Genomic DNA, 15,757 nt, shown 5'->3' on the forward strand with positions numbered 1-15,757 from the left:
TTTCGTCTTACGCAAATACAGTAGAGCGCCGATAACTTCCAGGAGACCGGCTGCAGGTGAATGCAGCGCTTTTGGAAGGATCCAGGCAATGAATATCCGTAGTTTGAATATTGCCCCGCGCGCCGGTTTGGGCTTTGGCGTGCTGGCGGTGATGGTGTTTGCTCTGGGCGGCTTTGCGCTGCTGCAGATGGCCAACATGCGCCAGCAGTCGGATCAGGTGGAAAACAACTGGCTGCCCAGCGTGATGGCGGTGGGGGAGATGAGCCAGGACGTGTTGCGCATTCGCGCGCTGACCTTGCGCTTGCTGGTCACCCGCGATCCCCAGGCCGTGGCGCAGAACGAGCAGAAAATCACCGAGATCAAAGCCGCGCTGCATAACGCCGAAGGGCTGTACGAAGCGTTGATCGTATTGCCCGAGGAGCGTGTGTTGTTTGATCGACTCAAGGTCGAGGAACAGCGCTACCTGCAGCGCCAGGAGCAGGTGGTGGCGCTGTCCAAGGCTAACCGGCTGGAGGAAGCGATTCAGGTGGTCAACGGTGAGATGAATCAGTTGGCTGACGAAATGGCACTGACCTTGCGATCCCTGGTTAATCTAAACAAGGTCAGTGCCAACGAAGCGGCAAAGCAGGCACAGCATGTATTCAGCCAGTCGCGAACTTGGGTGATCGCCATGGTTGCCCTGGCCGCGCTGGTCACCATCGGCCTGGCGGTCTGGCTGACCCGCAGTATCGTGTTGCCACTGGCTCAGTCGCTCAAAGTTGCCCAGAACGTTGCCAGCGGCGATCTGACTGGGGAAATCATACTGAGTGGCAAGGATGAACCCGCGCGCTTGCAGCGGGCGCTCAAGGGGATGCAGGACACCTTGCGTGACACCATCCGGCGTATCTCGGAGTCTTCGAGTCAACTTGCGTCGGCGTCCGAGGAACTCAGCTGCGTTACCGAGGACGCCACCCGTGGTTTGCACCAGCAAAGCCAGGAAATCGAACAGGCCGCAACGGCGGTCAACCAGATGACGGCCGCGGTGGAGGAGGTGGCAAGCAATGCGGTGGCCACGTCACAGGCATCCCGCGAGTCTGACCGTATCGCCCAGCAAGGGCGTGAGCAGGTGCATCAAACGGTAGTGTCGATTGAGGCGCTGGCCTCGGATGTGACCGCCAATGCGACCCAGGTCGAGGACTTGGCTCAGAAGGTCTATGGCATTAGTAAGGTGCTGGATGTGATTCGTTCGATTGCCGAGCAGACCAATCTGTTGGCGCTGAATGCTGCCATTGAGGCTGCGCGGGCAGGTGATGCGGGGCGCGGCTTTGCGGTGGTTGCCGACGAGGTGCGCGCGTTGGCCCATCGCACTCAGCAGTCGACGCAGGAAATCGAGCAGATGATCGGTGGGATTCAGCAAGGCACGGAGCAAGCCGTCAGTTCAATGCAGCAGAGCAACACCCGGGCGCGTTCCACCCTGGACATCGCCAAGTCGGCGGGGACTGCGCTGGAGGCAATTGCATCGGCGTTCACGCTGATCAATGAGCGCAACCTGGTGATTGCCAGTGCGTCCGAACAGCAGGCGGCGGTGGCGAGGGAGGTGGATCGCAACTTGATGAATATCCGCGACCTGGCGCATCAGACGTCCGCCGGAGCTAATCAGACCAGTGCGGCGAGTCAGGAGTTGTCGCGGTTGGCGGTGGATTTGAATTCGATGGTGGCGCGGTTTTCGGTGTAGTGCGCAGGTTGGGTGTATGTCCGTTGTTCAAGTAACGGATGTATACCCGGTCAACTCCAGTCTTCCATAAAAAAGCCCCGAACCAGTCGGGGCTTTTTCAGTGGATCAAGCTACAGGTCTTACTTACCCTGCCAGCGCTTCAGTACCAAGGTGGCGTTAGTGCCACCGAAGCCGAAGCTGTTGCTCATCACTGTGTCGATCTTGGCGTTTTCAACGGTCTTGGTCAGGATCGGCATATCGGCGACGACCGGGTCGATCTCGTCGATGTTGGCCGAACCGGCCATGAAGTTGCCTTCCATCATCAGCAGGCAGTAGATCGCTTCGTGAACGCCAGCGGCGCCCAAGGAGTGACCCGACAGGCTCTTGGTGGAGCTGATGGCCGGAGCCTTGTCGCCGAATACCGCACGTACACCTTCCATTTCCTTGGCGTCGCCGACCGGAGTCGAGGTGCCGTGGGTGTTCAGGTAGTCGATTGGGGTATCTACAGTGGACATGGCCATCTGCATGCAACGGATAGCGCCTTCACCGCTCGGGGCAACCATGTCGTAACCGTCGGACGTCGCGCCGTAGCCAACGATTTCCGCGTAGATCTTGGCACCACGGGCCAGAGCGTGTTCCAGCTCCTCGACCACCACCATGCCGCCACCGCCGGCGATGACGAAGCCGTCACGTTTGGCGTCATAGGCGCGGGAGGCCTTTTCCGGGGTTTCGTTGTACTGGGTGGACAGCGCGCCCATGGCGTCGAACAGGAACGACTGGCTCCAATGTTCTTCTTCACCGCCGCCGGCGAACACGATGTCCTGCTTGCCCAGCTGGATCTGTTCTACCGCAGTACCGATGCAGTGAGCACTGGTGGCGCAGGCGGAGGAGATCGAGTAGTTCACGCCCTTGATGGCGAACGGTGTGGCCAGGCAGGCCGAAACGGTGCTGCCCATGGTCCGTGTTACACGGTACGGGCCAACGCGCTTCACGCCTTTCTCGCGCAGGATGTCCAGCGCTTCCATCTGGTTCAGGGTGGATGCGCCGCCCGAACCGGCGATCAGGCCGGTGCGTACGTTCGATACCTGGTCTTCGCTCAGGCCGGAGTCGGCGATGGCATCTTTCATGGCCAAATAGGCGTAGGCGGCAGCGTGGCCAACGAAGCGATAGATCTTGCGATCGATCAGTTCTTCGAGGGGCAGGTCGATGGAGCCGGAAACCTGGCTACGCAGACCCATTTCGGCATATTCCGGGTTGAAGCGGATGCCAGGGCGACTTGCACGCAGGTTAGCGGTGACGGTCTCTTTGTCATTGCCCAGGCAAGAAACGATGCCCAGACCAGTGATAACGACGCGGCGCATGCGGATAACCCTTAAAAGTTGTCAGTGGAAGTGAATACGCCGACCCGAAGGCCTTCGGCAGTATAGATCTCGCGACCGTCGACGCTCACCGAACCATCGGCGATGGCCAGGTTCAGCTTGCCCTTGAGGACGCGCTTGATCTGAATGTTGTAGGTGACTTTCTTGGCGGTCGGCAGGACCTGGCCAAAGAACTTCACTTCGCCCGAACCCAGGGCGCGGCCGCGGCCTGGCAAACCCTGCCAGCCGAGGAAGAAGCCGACCAGTTGCCACATGGCGTCGAGGCCCAGGCAACCTGGCATCACAGGGTCACCTTCGAAATGGCAGGCGAAGAACCACAGGTCCGGGGTGATATCCAGCTCGGCGACCAATTCACCTTTGCCGTACTTGCCACCCTCTTCACTGATATGGGTGATGCGATCCACCATCAGCATGTTCGGGGCGGGCAGTTGCGCGTTACCTGGGCCGAACAGCTCACCGCGACTGCAGCGCAGCAGGTCTTCCCGAGTAAAGGCGTTTTGTTTGGTCATGCGAGCTCCTCAATAATCCCATGCGGCAGGGTAGGGCAAATCTTCCCGAACCGAATGAAGCGTTCATGCCTCATGTCGGCAGCCTACACATAGACTATTGCGTTGTAGTGAAAGTCACAGCGTTAGGCACTGAATGTACACTTGTTCACTGAAATTTTAAACCGGGCCCGTTTGAGGGGCCCGTTCGGGTGCCTAAGACTGCCGCACTTTCGTCTTTCACGCCAGTCGGACTTGGTTGATGGCGCACCGCTATTGCACCCAACGCTGCAGGATTTGCTGTAAATCCGTACGTTTGAACGGCTTGGCCAGGTAATCGTTCATGCCCGCCGCCAGGCAGGCTTCGCGGTCGCCCTGCAAGGCGTTGGCGGTGAGAGCGATGATTGGCAGGTCGGCACACCCTGGCAACTGGCGAATCTGCCGGGTGGCTTCATAGCCATCAATCAGCGGCAGTCGGCAATCCATCAGGATCGCCGTGAAAATTAGGCTCTCGGCACTGCGGATCGCTTCGGCACCGTCAGTGGCCAGGCTCACTTCGAACCCCAGGCTGCGCAGCATCGCTTCCACCACGGTGCGGTTGACCGGATTGTCCTCCACCAGCAACACATGGCGGCCATCACCAGCACTGTGCTTGCCCTCAGCATTCTGGGCCACCGCGGGCAGGCTTTGTTGATCCAGGGCCAGTGGAATTTCCAGGGTAAACACCGAGCCACGGCCTTCTTCGCTCTGAGCGCGGAGGGTGCCGCCCATGCGCTCGGCCAGGGTGCGGGCGATGGGAAGTCCCAGCCCGGTGCCGCCGTAACGTCTTGAAATGGAACTGTCGGCCTGCTGGAACGCATCGAACATCAATTCCAGGCGTTCCGTGGAAATTCCGATGCCACTGTCACGCACGGTGCAGGTGAACCACACAAGCTCATGGTCGAGGGTTTGCCAATGGGGTTCGACGCTCACGCTGCCGTGCTCGGTGAACTTCAAGGCGTTGCCGATCAGGTTCACCAGAATCTGGCGGATCCGCGTCGGATCCCCCCGCACTCGGAGTGCATCCATACCCGGCGGGATCGGCAGCTTGAGCACCAGCCCACGCTGCTGCGCGCTGTGCTGGAAGGCCTGGGCGCAACTGTTGATCAGGTCGGCCAGGTTGAACGAAATATGTTCCAACTCAAGGGCCTCGCGTTCGATGCGCGAGAAGTCGAGGATATCGTTGATCACCTTGAGCAGATGCTCGGTGGACTCGGAGGCCAGCGCCGCGTATTCAGTCTGCTCCTCGGTCATCTCGGTGGTTTCCAGCAGTTGCAGCATGCCCAGTACGCCGTTCATCGGCGTGCGCAGTTCGTGGCTCATCATCGCCAGGAAGTCTGACTTCGCATTGTTGGCACGCTCGGCTTCTTCACGGGTCTGGATCAGTTGCGCCATGGCCTGCTGCTGTTCACGACTGGCCTGGTTGAGGCCTTCGGCCAAATTGTTGATGTGCCTCGAAAGGTCGCCCAGCTCTGAATCATCCACAATCGGCAGTGGCGTCTTGTAGTCGCCTTGCTGGATCGCCTTGACGGCATTGCCCATGGCGCTGATCGGTTGCGACAGGCTGGCGGCCAGGCGCCGCGCGAGCAAGAAGGTAAACAGCAGGGCGAACAACGCCAGGATGCCCGCCTTGAACAGAATCTCCTGTTGGCGCTGGCTGAAGGCGTCATTGGACATGCCGACAATCACCCGTCCCAGGTAATCCGCGCGCGGCGCCTTGGATTCGTTGAGGTTGTCCTCGAAAAAGTCGTTGCCCAGCTGGATATGTTGCAGCCGGATCGGCGCCTGGAAGACTTTCACCGACAGCGAGCGGTCGTGTTTCTCCGACGGCTGCTCGACGTACACCAGAATGTTTTCGCTGCTGTCCTGAATCTCCAGGAAGCGCACATGGGGCGTGGCCAATGTCGCGCGCAGCAGGCTATCAAGCACATCGTTGTTGCCTGAGATCACGCCGTATTCGGTGGCGGGCGCGAGCTGGTTGGCGATCAGTTGGCCCGTGTGGTCCAGTTCCTGGCGCAGGTCCTGGATACGCACGAAAGTGAAAAAGCTGATCAGCAGCAACGTCAGCAACAGTGCCGGACCCAGGGTGATGAGCTGGGTGCGTGTGTTGATGTCCCAACGACGACGCAAGGTCATGGGCGTTTTTCTCCTTCTGCCAATCGGGCGGCGACTCTGGCTTCGTCCACCTGTTCAATGCCCAGTGAGCGCGCGACCTGCGGGTTGCCCAAGACTTTGAAATGTTCTGGATACAGTGATCGTGGCCAACTGGCCGGCGGCTGGTCCAGCAAGCGGTCGAGTACCGCCAGCCAGTCGGCCTGGTCGCTGTAGGTGCTGGCCAGGCTGCCGGCGCGCACAAACCCGGCATTCGGGCCCACCAGCGGTAATTGCTGGGCGTAGCTGCTCAGCAGCAGGTTTTTCACGGTCTTTGGGTTGTACAGTTGCGGGTCGTCGAGGCCCAGCAGTACGTGGCTGCTCCTGAACAGGTTTTGCAGTGGGCGGCTGTCGTTTGTGTTGTCCCAGCGCTGAGGTTCGATGGCCAGCTCCAGCGCTTCTGCATAGCGGCGTAGCTCGGGCAGCAGGAATTCGCTCTCGGTGCTATAGAGCACACCGATACGCTGCGCCTGGGGCAGGATGCTGGTGATCAGGCGCAGTTGGCGTTCCAGCGGTGGGTCGCTCCACAACAGGCTGATCCGCGCGTGCCGCGAGGCCTCCGGACGTTGGTGGGCTTGTAGCCGACTGATGCGCATCACCAGGGTCGGCGGGCCTTGTAGGTCCTGCAGACGCCAGTCCAGGCCAGGCAGGTCCAGCAGGATCAAGCGCGTACTGGAGGGCAAGCGGCTGGGCGCGGGCAAGTCCTTGAGAGGGGTGAAAGTAACGTGGTCTTCGGGGCGTTGCTGGGCCAGGGCCCGGGCAAAGGCTTGCACGCCTGCACCGTCTTCGTCTGCGGTCAGCAGGATTTCGGCGCTCCACGCCGGTGCCGCCAGCAACAGGCAGGCCAGCAGCACGGCGCGTCGGCAGCACTTATAGATAAAGAAGCGGGTCATCCGTGACGAGTCGCCCATGTCAGAACTCTAGCTCCGCGCTGAAGTAGAGGACGTGGCGATGGTCGTAAGTGTTGTCGGCCCAAGTGGTGGGCTGGTTATCGAGGCGTTCTTGCAGCATGCCGGCCAGCTCCACGTTGGCGTTGCCCAGGGCAATGCGCTTGGCCACCCGCAGGTCGACCCGTTCGAAGCGATATTGGTTGAGTGCGTCATCGCCATAGTAGAACAGCGCGCTGGACCAGCCGCGGCCCCATTCGCGCAACCAGCCGGCGGAGCCACTGTTGCGCGCCGTCTGGGCTTTGTCCAGAGGGTTGCTGGTGGCAGCGTCGACGTAAGCATAGGTCAGCCGCAGGCGATCGGCGCTGCTCACCCGCCAATCGAATTGCGACTCGGCACCGGTGAACCGCGAACTGTTGGCGTTGCTGGCGATGTACTGGTTGTTGCGCAGGGGCGAGCTGATCATGTCGGTGATTTCGTCATAGAACAGTTTCACGTCCATGGTCAGCCCGAGATCGGCAAAGAACCCGTTGTATCCCAGTTCCCGCGAGCGCATCAGTTCCTTGTCCAAATTGCCCGGGCCCCGGGTCTTCACGAAGTACTGCCCGGAGTTCTGCCCGTAGGCCGGGGAGCTTAGGTTGGTGACGCGATAGCTCCAGTTGACGTTGTTCTCGAACATGTCCGGTGAACGGATGGCTTCGGAATACACCGCGCGCAGGCCGTGGCGCGGGTTGATCAAATAGTTGACCGCCACTCTTGGAGTGAGTGAGTGGCCACTCAGTTGTGTGTCTTCGAACATCGCGCCGCCCTGGAGCAGCCAGTGCTCGCTGGCGCGCCATTCCAACTGGCCGAACAGGCGCCAGGTGGTGTCGTCCAGGGTGCCGTTGAAGTAGGTGTCGGAATCGGCGCGGTCGTAGCGGTAGTTCATGCCGCTGACCAGGCGCAGGCTGTCGGACAGGCTGAGGGTGTCTTGAATCTCCAGGTCGTAGCGGCTTTCGCGGGTGCTCTGGTCGATGTCACCGCAGACACTCTGGTTCGCGCCGTTACGCCATTGGTCCAGCACCTGATTGGCCAGGGCTTGCTCGGCGGCACTGCCCGGCGGTGCGGTGCCTTGGCTGTAGGTGTCCATGTGCCGGGCCAGCAGTTCGGCGTAATTCGGGTTCAATTGCCACAACTGGGTCAGCTCGGGGCTGAACGAGACCTTGGCGTCGCAGGCCTTCCAAATTTGCCGGCGATTCCACTGCTGGGCCGAGCCTTGGATATACAGGCTGTGCTCGGGATTTAAGTCGATGTTCCAGCGCAGGGAGCCGGCGTAGTCCTTGGCCGCGACGTCGGAGTTGTTACCGCCTTCGGTAATCCCGGCAAATACTGGGGTGTAGGTATACGGACGCTGATTGGTGCCTTCCTTGGCATCCAGTTGCCAGTCGATGCTCTGCTGCGCGTTCAACGTCTGGCTCATTGCCAGGCTGAAGCGGTTGAGGCGGCGACCGTCGCGGCGATCAGCACCGGCGGCATCGCTGTCGAAGCCATCGTCCTGCTGCCCGGACAGGGACAGGCGCAAATCACCGGTTTCCCAGCCCACGCCCTGGCTGGCATAGAAGTCGTTGATCCCACGTTCGCCCCGAATCACCTTTACCCGTGAGCCGTGGCTGTTAGCCGGTGACCGCGTAAGGATATTGACCACCGCCATCAACGCATTGGCGCCGTAGCTGACGGTGTTGGGGCCGCGGAAGACTTCGATACGCTCGATATCCTCCATGGCCACAGGAATATCGCTCCAGTCCACCGTGGCGAGGCCGGCGCGGTATACCGAACGCCCGTCGATCAACACCTGCATGCGCCGCGCATCGTTGGCACTGGTGCCGTGGTAGTTCACTGCAGCCTGGTTGCCGGTGGTGTAGCCGACCATCATTCCCGGCACCAGGCGCAGCAGTTCGCTGATGTCCCGTGCGCCGCTGGCTTTGATCAGCTCGCTATCGATCACGGTCATGCTGCCGGGTACGGCGGCGGCCGATTGCTTGAGGCGTGTGGCGGTCAATACCTGCGGCAGCGGCTGGCTGTCGAGGAACAGATCGTCAGCCAGCACTGATGTACTGCACAACAGCAATAGCAGTAGAGACGAATGGGAAGAAGGGCCCAAATACACGACACGGCCTTGATAATGACGGATAGCCGCCCATGTTAACTGAGGCTGGGGTATTTGCCAGTCAGTGCCTTTGCAATTACGTCACACGAGTAGGGCATTTTCCCACAGACGCACGAATTGAAACGGGGGCTGGCCGCAATCGGGTCGCTCCGTATAATGCCGCCATCGCCACTGGTATGGATTAACGGATTGCATATGACTGAGCAGCGCCCTATTGCGGTCCTGGGAGGCGGGAGTTTTGGTACCGCCGTGGCTAACCTGCTGGCCGAGAACGGTCACGCGGTGCGTCAGTGGATGCGCGATCCTGAGCAGGCCGAGGCCATCCGCGTGCATCGGGAAAACCCTCGTTACCTCAAAGGTATCAAGATTCATCCGGCGGTCGAGCCGGTCACCGATCTGTTGGCTACCCTGACGGACTGCGATCTGTGCTTTGTCGCGCTGCCCTCCAGCGCCTTGCGCTCGGTATTGGCGCCCCATGCCGAACGTCTGGCAGGCAAGATGCTGGTCAGCCTGACCAAGGGCATCGAGGCGCAAACCTTCAAGTTGATGAGCGAAATTCTTGAAGAAATCGCGCCCCAGGCACGTATTGGCGTGTTGTCCGGGCCGAATCTCGCGCGGGAAGTCGCCGAGCACGCGCTGACCGCCACTGTGGTCGCCAGCGAAGACGAAGCCCTGTGCGAACGTGTCCAGGCGGTGCTGCATGGCCGTACTTTCCGCGTGTATGCCAGTAGTGATCGTTTCGGCGTTGAGTTGGGCGGTGCGCTCAAGAACGTCTACGCCATCATCGCCGGTATGGCAGTGGCGCTGGGCATGGGCGAAAACACCAAGAGCATGCTGATCACCCGCGCACTGGCGGAAATGACGCGCTTTGCGGTGAACCAAGGCGCCAACCCGATGACATTCCTCGGCCTTGCAGGCGTCGGCGACCTGATCGTTACGTGTTCGTCGCCGAAAAGTCGCAACTACCAGGTGGGTTTCGCCCTAGGCCAGGGGCTGAGCCTCGAAGACGCGGTGACGCGTCTGGGGGAAGTGGCCGAAGGCGTCAACACTCTCAAGGTACTGAAAGCCAAGGCCCAGGAAGTGGGCGTGTACATGCCGCTGGTCGCGGGGTTGCACGCGATCCTGTTTGAAGGGCGCACTTTGAACCAGGTTATCGAGTTGCTGATGCGCGCCGAGCCGAAAACCGATGTCGACTTTATTTCCACCAGTGGTTTCAACTGAGGAACGCGTCATGAACGATCCGAAAGCAGCCCCCAAGTACGAATCCATTGTCCTGCGCATCCTGTGGATGCTGGTGTTTGCCCTGGTGTGGCAAGTGGCGCAATTCATTCTCGGCGCGCTGGTCGTGGTGCAACTGATCTATCGACTGATCTACGGCGCGCCGAACCTGGGTCTGATGAATTTTGGCGACAGCCTCAGCCAGTTCCTGGCGCAGATCGGCCGTTTCGGCAGCTTCCATAGCGAGCAGAAGCCTTGGCCGTTCGCCGACTGGCCAACACCGCGCGCGCCCGAGGGCGAAGCCGCCCACAGCGTACCGCCGGCGCCGCACCCTGTGCGCGATGAAGAGCCGAAACTGTGAAACTGTGGATTTTGCGCCACGGCGAGGCAGAAGGGCATGCCCGCACCGACGCCGAACGTAACCTTACTGAGCATGGCCGTGGCGAAGTGTTGCGCAGTGCCGCGCATCTGATTGGCCAACCGCTCAGCGCCATTATCGCCAGCCCCTATGTGCGGGCGCAGCAAACCGCGCAATTGGTACGCGACGTGTTGGGGTTCGAGCCAGAAGTCCGCACCGTGCCTTGGCTGACACCGGAGGGCAACCCACTGCAGGTGCTGGAAAAGCTCGACACGGATGACAATGTGCTGCTGGTCAGTCATCAGCCATTGGTCGGCAGCTTGATCAGCTTTTTGCAGCACGGCCATCAGCGCCAGCCAGAGCCGATGTACACCGCCAGCCTGGCGGAATTGGAGGGCGACTTCCCGCTGGCCGGGCTGATGAGCCTGGTAAGTGTGAAGAACCCGTAGGCAATACCGCTGCTTTGTGTGTGCTATACAGTCAACCAAGCAAGTGCTTGGTTGGCTATGATCGGACCACAAAGGAGCGCGTCCCATGCCCGTCGCTGTTCGTTTGCCGTTGCAACTCTTCTTCGAACGTGAAGCGCGACACCCGCGCCAGGCTTATCTGGTTCAACCCGTTGGCGGGGGCGAGGTGCAGACCCTCACCTGGGGCGACGTTGGCCAACAGGCTCGTCGCGCTGCGCACTGGCTGCGCGCCAGGGAGCTTCCTCAGGGCTCGCACATTGCCCTGATCTCGAAAAACTGCGCCCACTGGATCATCGCCGATCTGGCAATCTGGATGGCGGGGCATGTTTCGGTCCCTCTTTACCCCAATCTCACCGCCGATTCCGTTGGTCACGTACTCACTCATTCCGAGGCGGCGCTGGTGTTTGTCGGCAAGCTCGATGATTGGCCTGCCATGGCCCCCGGCGTTCCGGAGGGTGTTCCGACCATCAGCCTGCCGCTGTGCCCACCCGGCGAGTTCGACTTCACGTGGGCAGACCTGCAAACCTGCTCACCGATCCAGGACAGCCCCGTACCCGTTGCCTCTGAACTGGCTACTGTCATCTACACGTCTGGAACTACGGGCTTGCCCAAGGGCGTGATGCACAGCTTCGGCACCCTGGGGTTTGCCGCCACACACGGTACTGAGTTGTTTGGCCTGGGGGAGGGCGACCGGCTGCTGTCGTACCTGCCGCTGTGCCATGTGGCTGAGCGGATGTTTGTAGAGATGGCCTCAATCTACACCGGGCAAACGGTATTTTTCGCCGAGAGCCTGGATACCTTTCTGACGGATTTGCGCAGGGCGAGGCCTACAGCGCTGTTTGGTGTGCCGCGTATCTGGACCAAATTCCAGCTGGGTGTTTACAGCAAAATCCCGGAAAAGCGCCTGGACACCCTGCTGCGGCTGCCGTTTATCGGCAAGCGCGTAGGCCGCAAGGTGCTCGCCGGCCTCGGATTGGATGCACTGCGAATTGCGTTGTCCGGTGCCGCGCCGGTTCCCGAGGCGTTGCTGCGATGGTATCAACGCCTGGGCCTGGATGTGCTGGAGGTGTATGGCATGACCGAGAGCTGCGGCTATTCCCATGTGTGTCGTCCCGGCCAGCAGACAATCGGCTGGATCGGCCTGCCGTGCCCCGGTGTGGAAGTGCGCATCGATGCGTCGGGTGAGGTGCAGGTGCGCAGCGGCGCGACCATGCTCGGCTATTTCAAGGATCCTGGAAAAACCGCTGAAACCCTTACTGGGGACGGCTTCCTGCGCACGGGCGATAAAGGTGAGCAGGACGCTGAGGGTCGCCTGCGCTTGACCGGACGCCTCAAGGAGATCTTCAAGACCAGCAAGGGCAAATACGTGGCTCCGGCGCCGATTGAGAACCGTCTGGCGGAGCACGCGCGCATCGAACAAGTCTGCGTGGTGGGCGATGGCCTTGGCGCGCCAATCGGTTTGTGTGTGCTGTCAGCGCAGGACCAGGACCGGCAAGCGCTTGGCGCCAGCCTCGAACGCTGGCTGGAGCAGGTCAACCAGACGCTGGATAAACATGAGCGTTTGCGCCGTTTGGTGGTGGTCAAGGACAACTGGGCGGTGGAGAACGGCTTTCTGACCCCGACCTTGAAGATCAAGCGCAACGTGATCGAATCGACTTACGGTCCACAGTTTCAGGACTGGAGCGAGCGTTCCGAGGCGGTTGTGTGGCAGGATTAGGGTCATCATAAAACCAACAAGGACAACCGCATGAGCCTGTGGCGTACCCAACCGAATATCGAACAACTCAACGCCATCCAGAAAAACACCATCGGTGAACTGCTGGATATTCGCTTTGAAAGCTTCGACGACGAATCCCTGACCGCCAGCATGGTGGTTGATCACCGCACCCATCAACCTTACGGCCTGCTGCACGGCGGCGCTTCGGTGGTGCTGGCCGAAAGCGTTGGCTCTATGGCGGCTTACCTGTGCGTCGACGCCAGCAAGTTCTATTGCGTGGGCCTGGAGGTCAACGCCAATCACCTGCGTGGCGTGCGCAGTGGGCGCGTGACTGCGGTGGCCAGGGCTATCCATATTGGGCGCACCACTCAAGTGTGGGATATCCGCCTGACCACGGAAGATGGCAAGGCCAGCTGCGTTTCACGTCTGACCATGGCCGTGGTTCCGCTGGGCGAGAGCCCGCCGGCACGATAGGCGTGGCGTGAGTGTCATCATTCCTGGCAGTTACAGTCATTGCTGTGCTGCCCTGGCATGGTGACAATCAATTTTCTGTTTTTGTAGATGGATCCGGTATGTCGCAGCACGTGTTTTTTGCTCACGCCAATGGCTTCCCTTCGGCCACCTACGGCAAGCTGTTTGCCGCCTTGGCGCCGGAGTACGCAGTGGCTCACCTGCCGCAGCACGGTCACGACCCCAGGTTCCCGGTGGACGATAACTGGCAGAATCTGGTGGACGAGTTGATCCACCATCTGGAGCAGCAGCCGGAGCCGGTATGGGGTGTGGGCCACTCTCTGGGCGGTGTGTTGCATTTGCACGCCGCCATGCGTTGCCCACAGTTCTATCGCGGCGTGGTGATGCTCGATTCGCCAGTGCTGACCCGCGCGGACCGCTGGGTGATCCGCGCCGCCAAGCGTTTCGGCTTTATCGATCGCCTGACCCCGGCCGGCCGCACGCTGGGCCGTCGTGAAGAGTTCAGCGACATCGACGCCGCGCGTAGTTACTTCGCTGGCAAGACCCTGTTCCGTGGCTTCGACCCGGAATGTTTCGACGCGTACTTGCAACACGGGCTTTACCAGGCGGGTGATCGCCTGCGCCTGCGCTTCGACCCAGCCACCGAAATCAGCATCTACCGTGGCGTACCCCACACCAGCCCCGGCCAGGTGCGCCAACTGAAGGTGCCGCTGGCAGTGGTGCGTGGCCGCCAGAGCCGGGTAGTGATGCGTCACCACGCCAGCGGGGTCGACCGTCTGCCCATGGGTGAAATGCTCACCATGCCCGGTGGCCATATGTTCCCACTCGAACGCCCTCAGGACACCGCGACCTTGATCAAAACCCTGTTCACTCGCTGGGAAGCCCGTGAGCGCAGTTGCGCATGAGCACGCCGGTCGAAGAAGTGCGCCTGAGCCTGCCCCATATCGAATTGGCGGCCCATCTATTTGGCCCCGAGGATGGCTTGCCAGTGATTGCCCTACATGGCTGGCTCGACAATGCCAACAGCTTTGCGCGTCTGGCGCCCAAGCTTTCAGGGTTGCGTATCGTGGCCCTGGACATGGCGGGCCATGGGCATTCCGCGCATCGTCCTACGGGTGCCGGATATGCCTTGTGGGATTACGTCCACGATGTACTGCAAGTCGCCGAGCAACTGGGTTGGAAACGTTTTGCATTACTTGGCCACTCCCTCGGAGCCATCGTTTCCCTGGTACTGGCCGGCGCGTTGCCGGAGCGGGTAACGCACTTGGGTTTGATCGACGGCGTGATCCCACCCACCGCCAGTGGTGAGAACGCTGCGGAACGTTTGGGCATGGCATTGCAGGCGCAATTGAACCTGCAGGACAAGCGCAAACCGGTCTACAGCACCCTGGATCTAGCGGTCGAAGCGCGCATGAAAGGCTTGGTCGCCGTCAGCCGTGAAGCCGCAGAGCTACTGGCCCAGCGCGGTTTGATGCCGGTTCCGGGTGGTTACACCTGGCGTACGGACAGTCGCCTCACCCTGGCTTCGCCGATGCGTCTGACCGATGAGCAGGCAATGGCCTTCGTGCGGCGAGTGGGTTGCCCTACGCAGTTGGTGGTTGCCGCCGACGGTATGTTGGCGAAACATCCTGACTTGCTTTCCCAGCTGCCCTTTGCGGTAACTACGCTGCCAGGCGGCCATCATTTGCACCTGAATGATGAGCCCGGCGCAGTCCTTGTTGCAGACTGTTTCAATCGGTTCTTCTCCGCGCCTTGACTTGGGGCGGTCAACTGCCGAGGCTGGGCAGATTGAAAGGGAGTCAACCATGAATGTTTTCAACACCGCTACGACCTCCAATGGCCAGGGCTTTTTGAGCTTATGAGCGTGCGTAACGGATGTATCCGTATCCTGGGGCTGAGCCTGCTCAGCCCAATGGTATTCGCCGCCGACCTGCCGGGCAGCCAGGACCTGCCCACCGTGGCCCGACAGGTCGACGCACAAATTGTCGATTACCGTCCCGCCGAAGAAAAAGAACGCATCTATCCCATGGGTGCGATCCGCAAGATCAGTGGCCAACTGCGCTATGAAGGCCAGGCCACCGCCCGGGGCCAAACCACCGCCATCACCTATGAACTGCCCGCTGAACACAGCTCCAGCGCCGCGTTCACCGCGACCCGCGAAGCATTGCAGGCAAAGGGTGCACAGCTGTTGTTCTGGTGTAAGGCCCGCGACTGCGGCGAGAGCAGCCTGTGGGCCAATGAGGTGTTCGGCAACGCCAAGCTGGTCGGCGCCGATGGCCAGCAGGAATACCTGCTGTTGCGTCTGGCCGCACCGCAGGACAATTCCTTGGTGGCGTTGTACGGCATCACCCGAGGCAACCGCCGTGCCTATCTGCATGTGGAACAACTGGACGCCAGCGCACCGCTGGGTGACCTGCTGCCCACCTCCGCGACCCTCTTGCGCGAATTGAAAAGCACCGGCGAACTGGATTTCCCAGCGCTGGGCGCCGAGCCTGACGACACCTGGTTGACCCTCATCTCCCGTGGCTTGAACCTCGATACCACCCTGCGCGTCAGCTTGACCGGCACCCACGCCGAAGTCTGGCGCCAGGCTTTGGTCGAAAAAGGCGTGCGCGCTGCGCGCCTTGAAACCGGAACCGGTGAAACCAAAGGTCTGCACCTGCATCTGATACGCTGACCCATATAAGGGGAACGGACCCGAGCCGTTCGCCTAAGCTTTCTTCCTACAGCCTTTTTTCCGAGATAC

14 protein-coding genes are annotated in these 15,757 nt (G+C 60.9%); 9 read left to right on the forward strand and 5 right to left on the reverse strand.

What is annotated here, in order from left to right; translation table 11 throughout:
• The first annotated feature begins 88 nt into the window (after window positions 1–88).
• Window positions 89–1,714 (forward strand): methyl-accepting chemotaxis protein, encoded by a 1,626-nt coding sequence (locus ACEN2T_RS12065; protein ID WP_095184261.1) that lies wholly within the window; start codon window positions 89–91, stop codon window positions 1,712–1,714.
• 119 nt (window positions 1,715–1,833) lie between these two features.
• Here ACEN2T_RS12065 and fabB read toward each other — a convergent pair whose 3' ends face one another.
• The 5 genes from fabB to ACEN2T_RS12090 all read right to left on the reverse strand — a co-directional run bounded on the left by fabB (window position 1,834) and on the right by ACEN2T_RS12090 (window position 8,780).
• Window positions 1,834–3,054, reverse strand: a complete 1,221-nt coding sequence (gene fabB / locus ACEN2T_RS12070; protein WP_012723103.1) for a beta-ketoacyl-ACP synthase I — start codon at window positions 3,052–3,054, stop codon at window positions 1,834–1,836.
• An 11-nt stretch (window positions 3,055–3,065) separates the two neighbouring features.
• Entirely contained in the window at window positions 3,066–3,581 is a 516-nt protein-coding gene (gene fabA / locus ACEN2T_RS12075) for a 3-hydroxyacyl-[acyl-carrier-protein] dehydratase FabA (RefSeq protein WP_010211704.1), read from the reverse strand.
• A 249-nt stretch (window positions 3,582–3,830) separates the two neighbouring features.
• Window positions 3,831–5,732 (reverse strand): ATP-binding protein, encoded by a 1,902-nt coding sequence (locus ACEN2T_RS12080; protein WP_099601491.1) that lies wholly within the window; start codon window positions 5,730–5,732, stop codon window positions 3,831–3,833.
• Window positions 5,729–6,658: an ABC transporter substrate-binding protein gene (locus ACEN2T_RS12085; RefSeq protein ID WP_122755819.1), complete on the reverse strand. Its 930-nt coding sequence runs from the start codon at window positions 6,656–6,658 to the stop codon at window positions 5,729–5,731. Before ACEN2T_RS12085 ends, ACEN2T_RS12080 begins: the two co-directional genes overlap by 4 nt.
• 1 nt (window position 6,659) lies before the next feature.
• On the reverse strand, window positions 6,660–8,780 hold the full coding sequence (locus ACEN2T_RS12090; RefSeq protein WP_181639745.1) for a TonB-dependent receptor domain-containing protein: 2,121 nt from the start codon (window positions 8,778–8,780) through the stop codon (window positions 6,660–6,662).
• Window positions 8,781–8,975: 195 nt separating this feature from the next.
• On the opposite strand from ACEN2T_RS12090, the gene ACEN2T_RS12095 reads away from it, so the two are divergent.
• The 8 genes from ACEN2T_RS12095 (at window position 8,976) to ACEN2T_RS12130 (ending at window position 15,688) form a co-directional block, all read left to right on the forward strand.
• Window positions 8,976–10,001, forward strand: a complete 1,026-nt coding sequence (locus tag ACEN2T_RS12095) for an NAD(P)H-dependent glycerol-3-phosphate dehydrogenase (RefSeq protein ID WP_032889192.1) — start codon at window positions 8,976–8,978, stop codon at window positions 9,999–10,001.
• A gap of 10 nt (window positions 10,002–10,011) precedes the next feature.
• The gene (locus tag ACEN2T_RS12100; protein ID WP_029292722.1) at window positions 10,012–10,359 is read left to right on the forward strand and encodes a DUF4389 domain-containing protein; all 348 of its coding nucleotides are present in this window, start codon (window positions 10,012–10,014) and stop codon (window positions 10,357–10,359) included.
• Window positions 10,356–10,805 (forward strand): phosphohistidine phosphatase SixA, encoded by a 450-nt coding sequence (gene sixA / locus ACEN2T_RS12105; RefSeq protein ID WP_032889194.1) that lies wholly within the window; start codon window positions 10,356–10,358, stop codon window positions 10,803–10,805. Before ACEN2T_RS12100 ends, sixA begins: the two co-directional genes overlap by 4 nt.
• Before the next feature lie 85 nt (window positions 10,806–10,890).
• Entirely contained in the window at window positions 10,891–12,540 is a 1,650-nt protein-coding gene (locus ACEN2T_RS12110) for an AMP-binding protein (protein ID WP_122752725.1), read from the forward strand.
• Between the two features lie 30 nt (window positions 12,541–12,570).
• Complete coding sequence (locus ACEN2T_RS12115; protein WP_442116792.1) at window positions 12,571–13,014, forward strand: hotdog fold thioesterase; 444 nt, start codon at window positions 12,571–12,573, stop codon at window positions 13,012–13,014.
• Window positions 13,015–13,112: 98 nt separating this feature from the next.
• On the forward strand, window positions 13,113–13,916 hold the full coding sequence (locus tag ACEN2T_RS12120) for an alpha/beta fold hydrolase (RefSeq protein WP_032889203.1): 804 nt from the start codon (window positions 13,113–13,115) through the stop codon (window positions 13,914–13,916).
• Entirely contained in the window at window positions 13,913–14,767 is an 855-nt protein-coding gene (locus tag ACEN2T_RS12125; protein ID WP_442116793.1) for an alpha/beta hydrolase, read from the forward strand. The genes ACEN2T_RS12120 and ACEN2T_RS12125 overlap by 4 nt, the downstream gene beginning before the upstream one ends.
• Window positions 14,768–14,869: 102 nt before the next feature.
• Window positions 14,870–15,688: a DUF4892 domain-containing protein gene (locus ACEN2T_RS12130; RefSeq protein WP_442116794.1), complete on the forward strand. Its 819-nt coding sequence runs from the start codon at window positions 14,870–14,872 to the stop codon at window positions 15,686–15,688.
• Window positions 15,689–15,757 lie beyond the last annotated feature (69 nt).

The organism is Pseudomonas sp. W22_MBD1_FP4 (assembly GCF_052113765.1).
Classification (GTDB): Bacteria; Pseudomonadota; Gammaproteobacteria; order Pseudomonadales; family Pseudomonadaceae; genus Aquipseudomonas; species Aquipseudomonas sivasensis.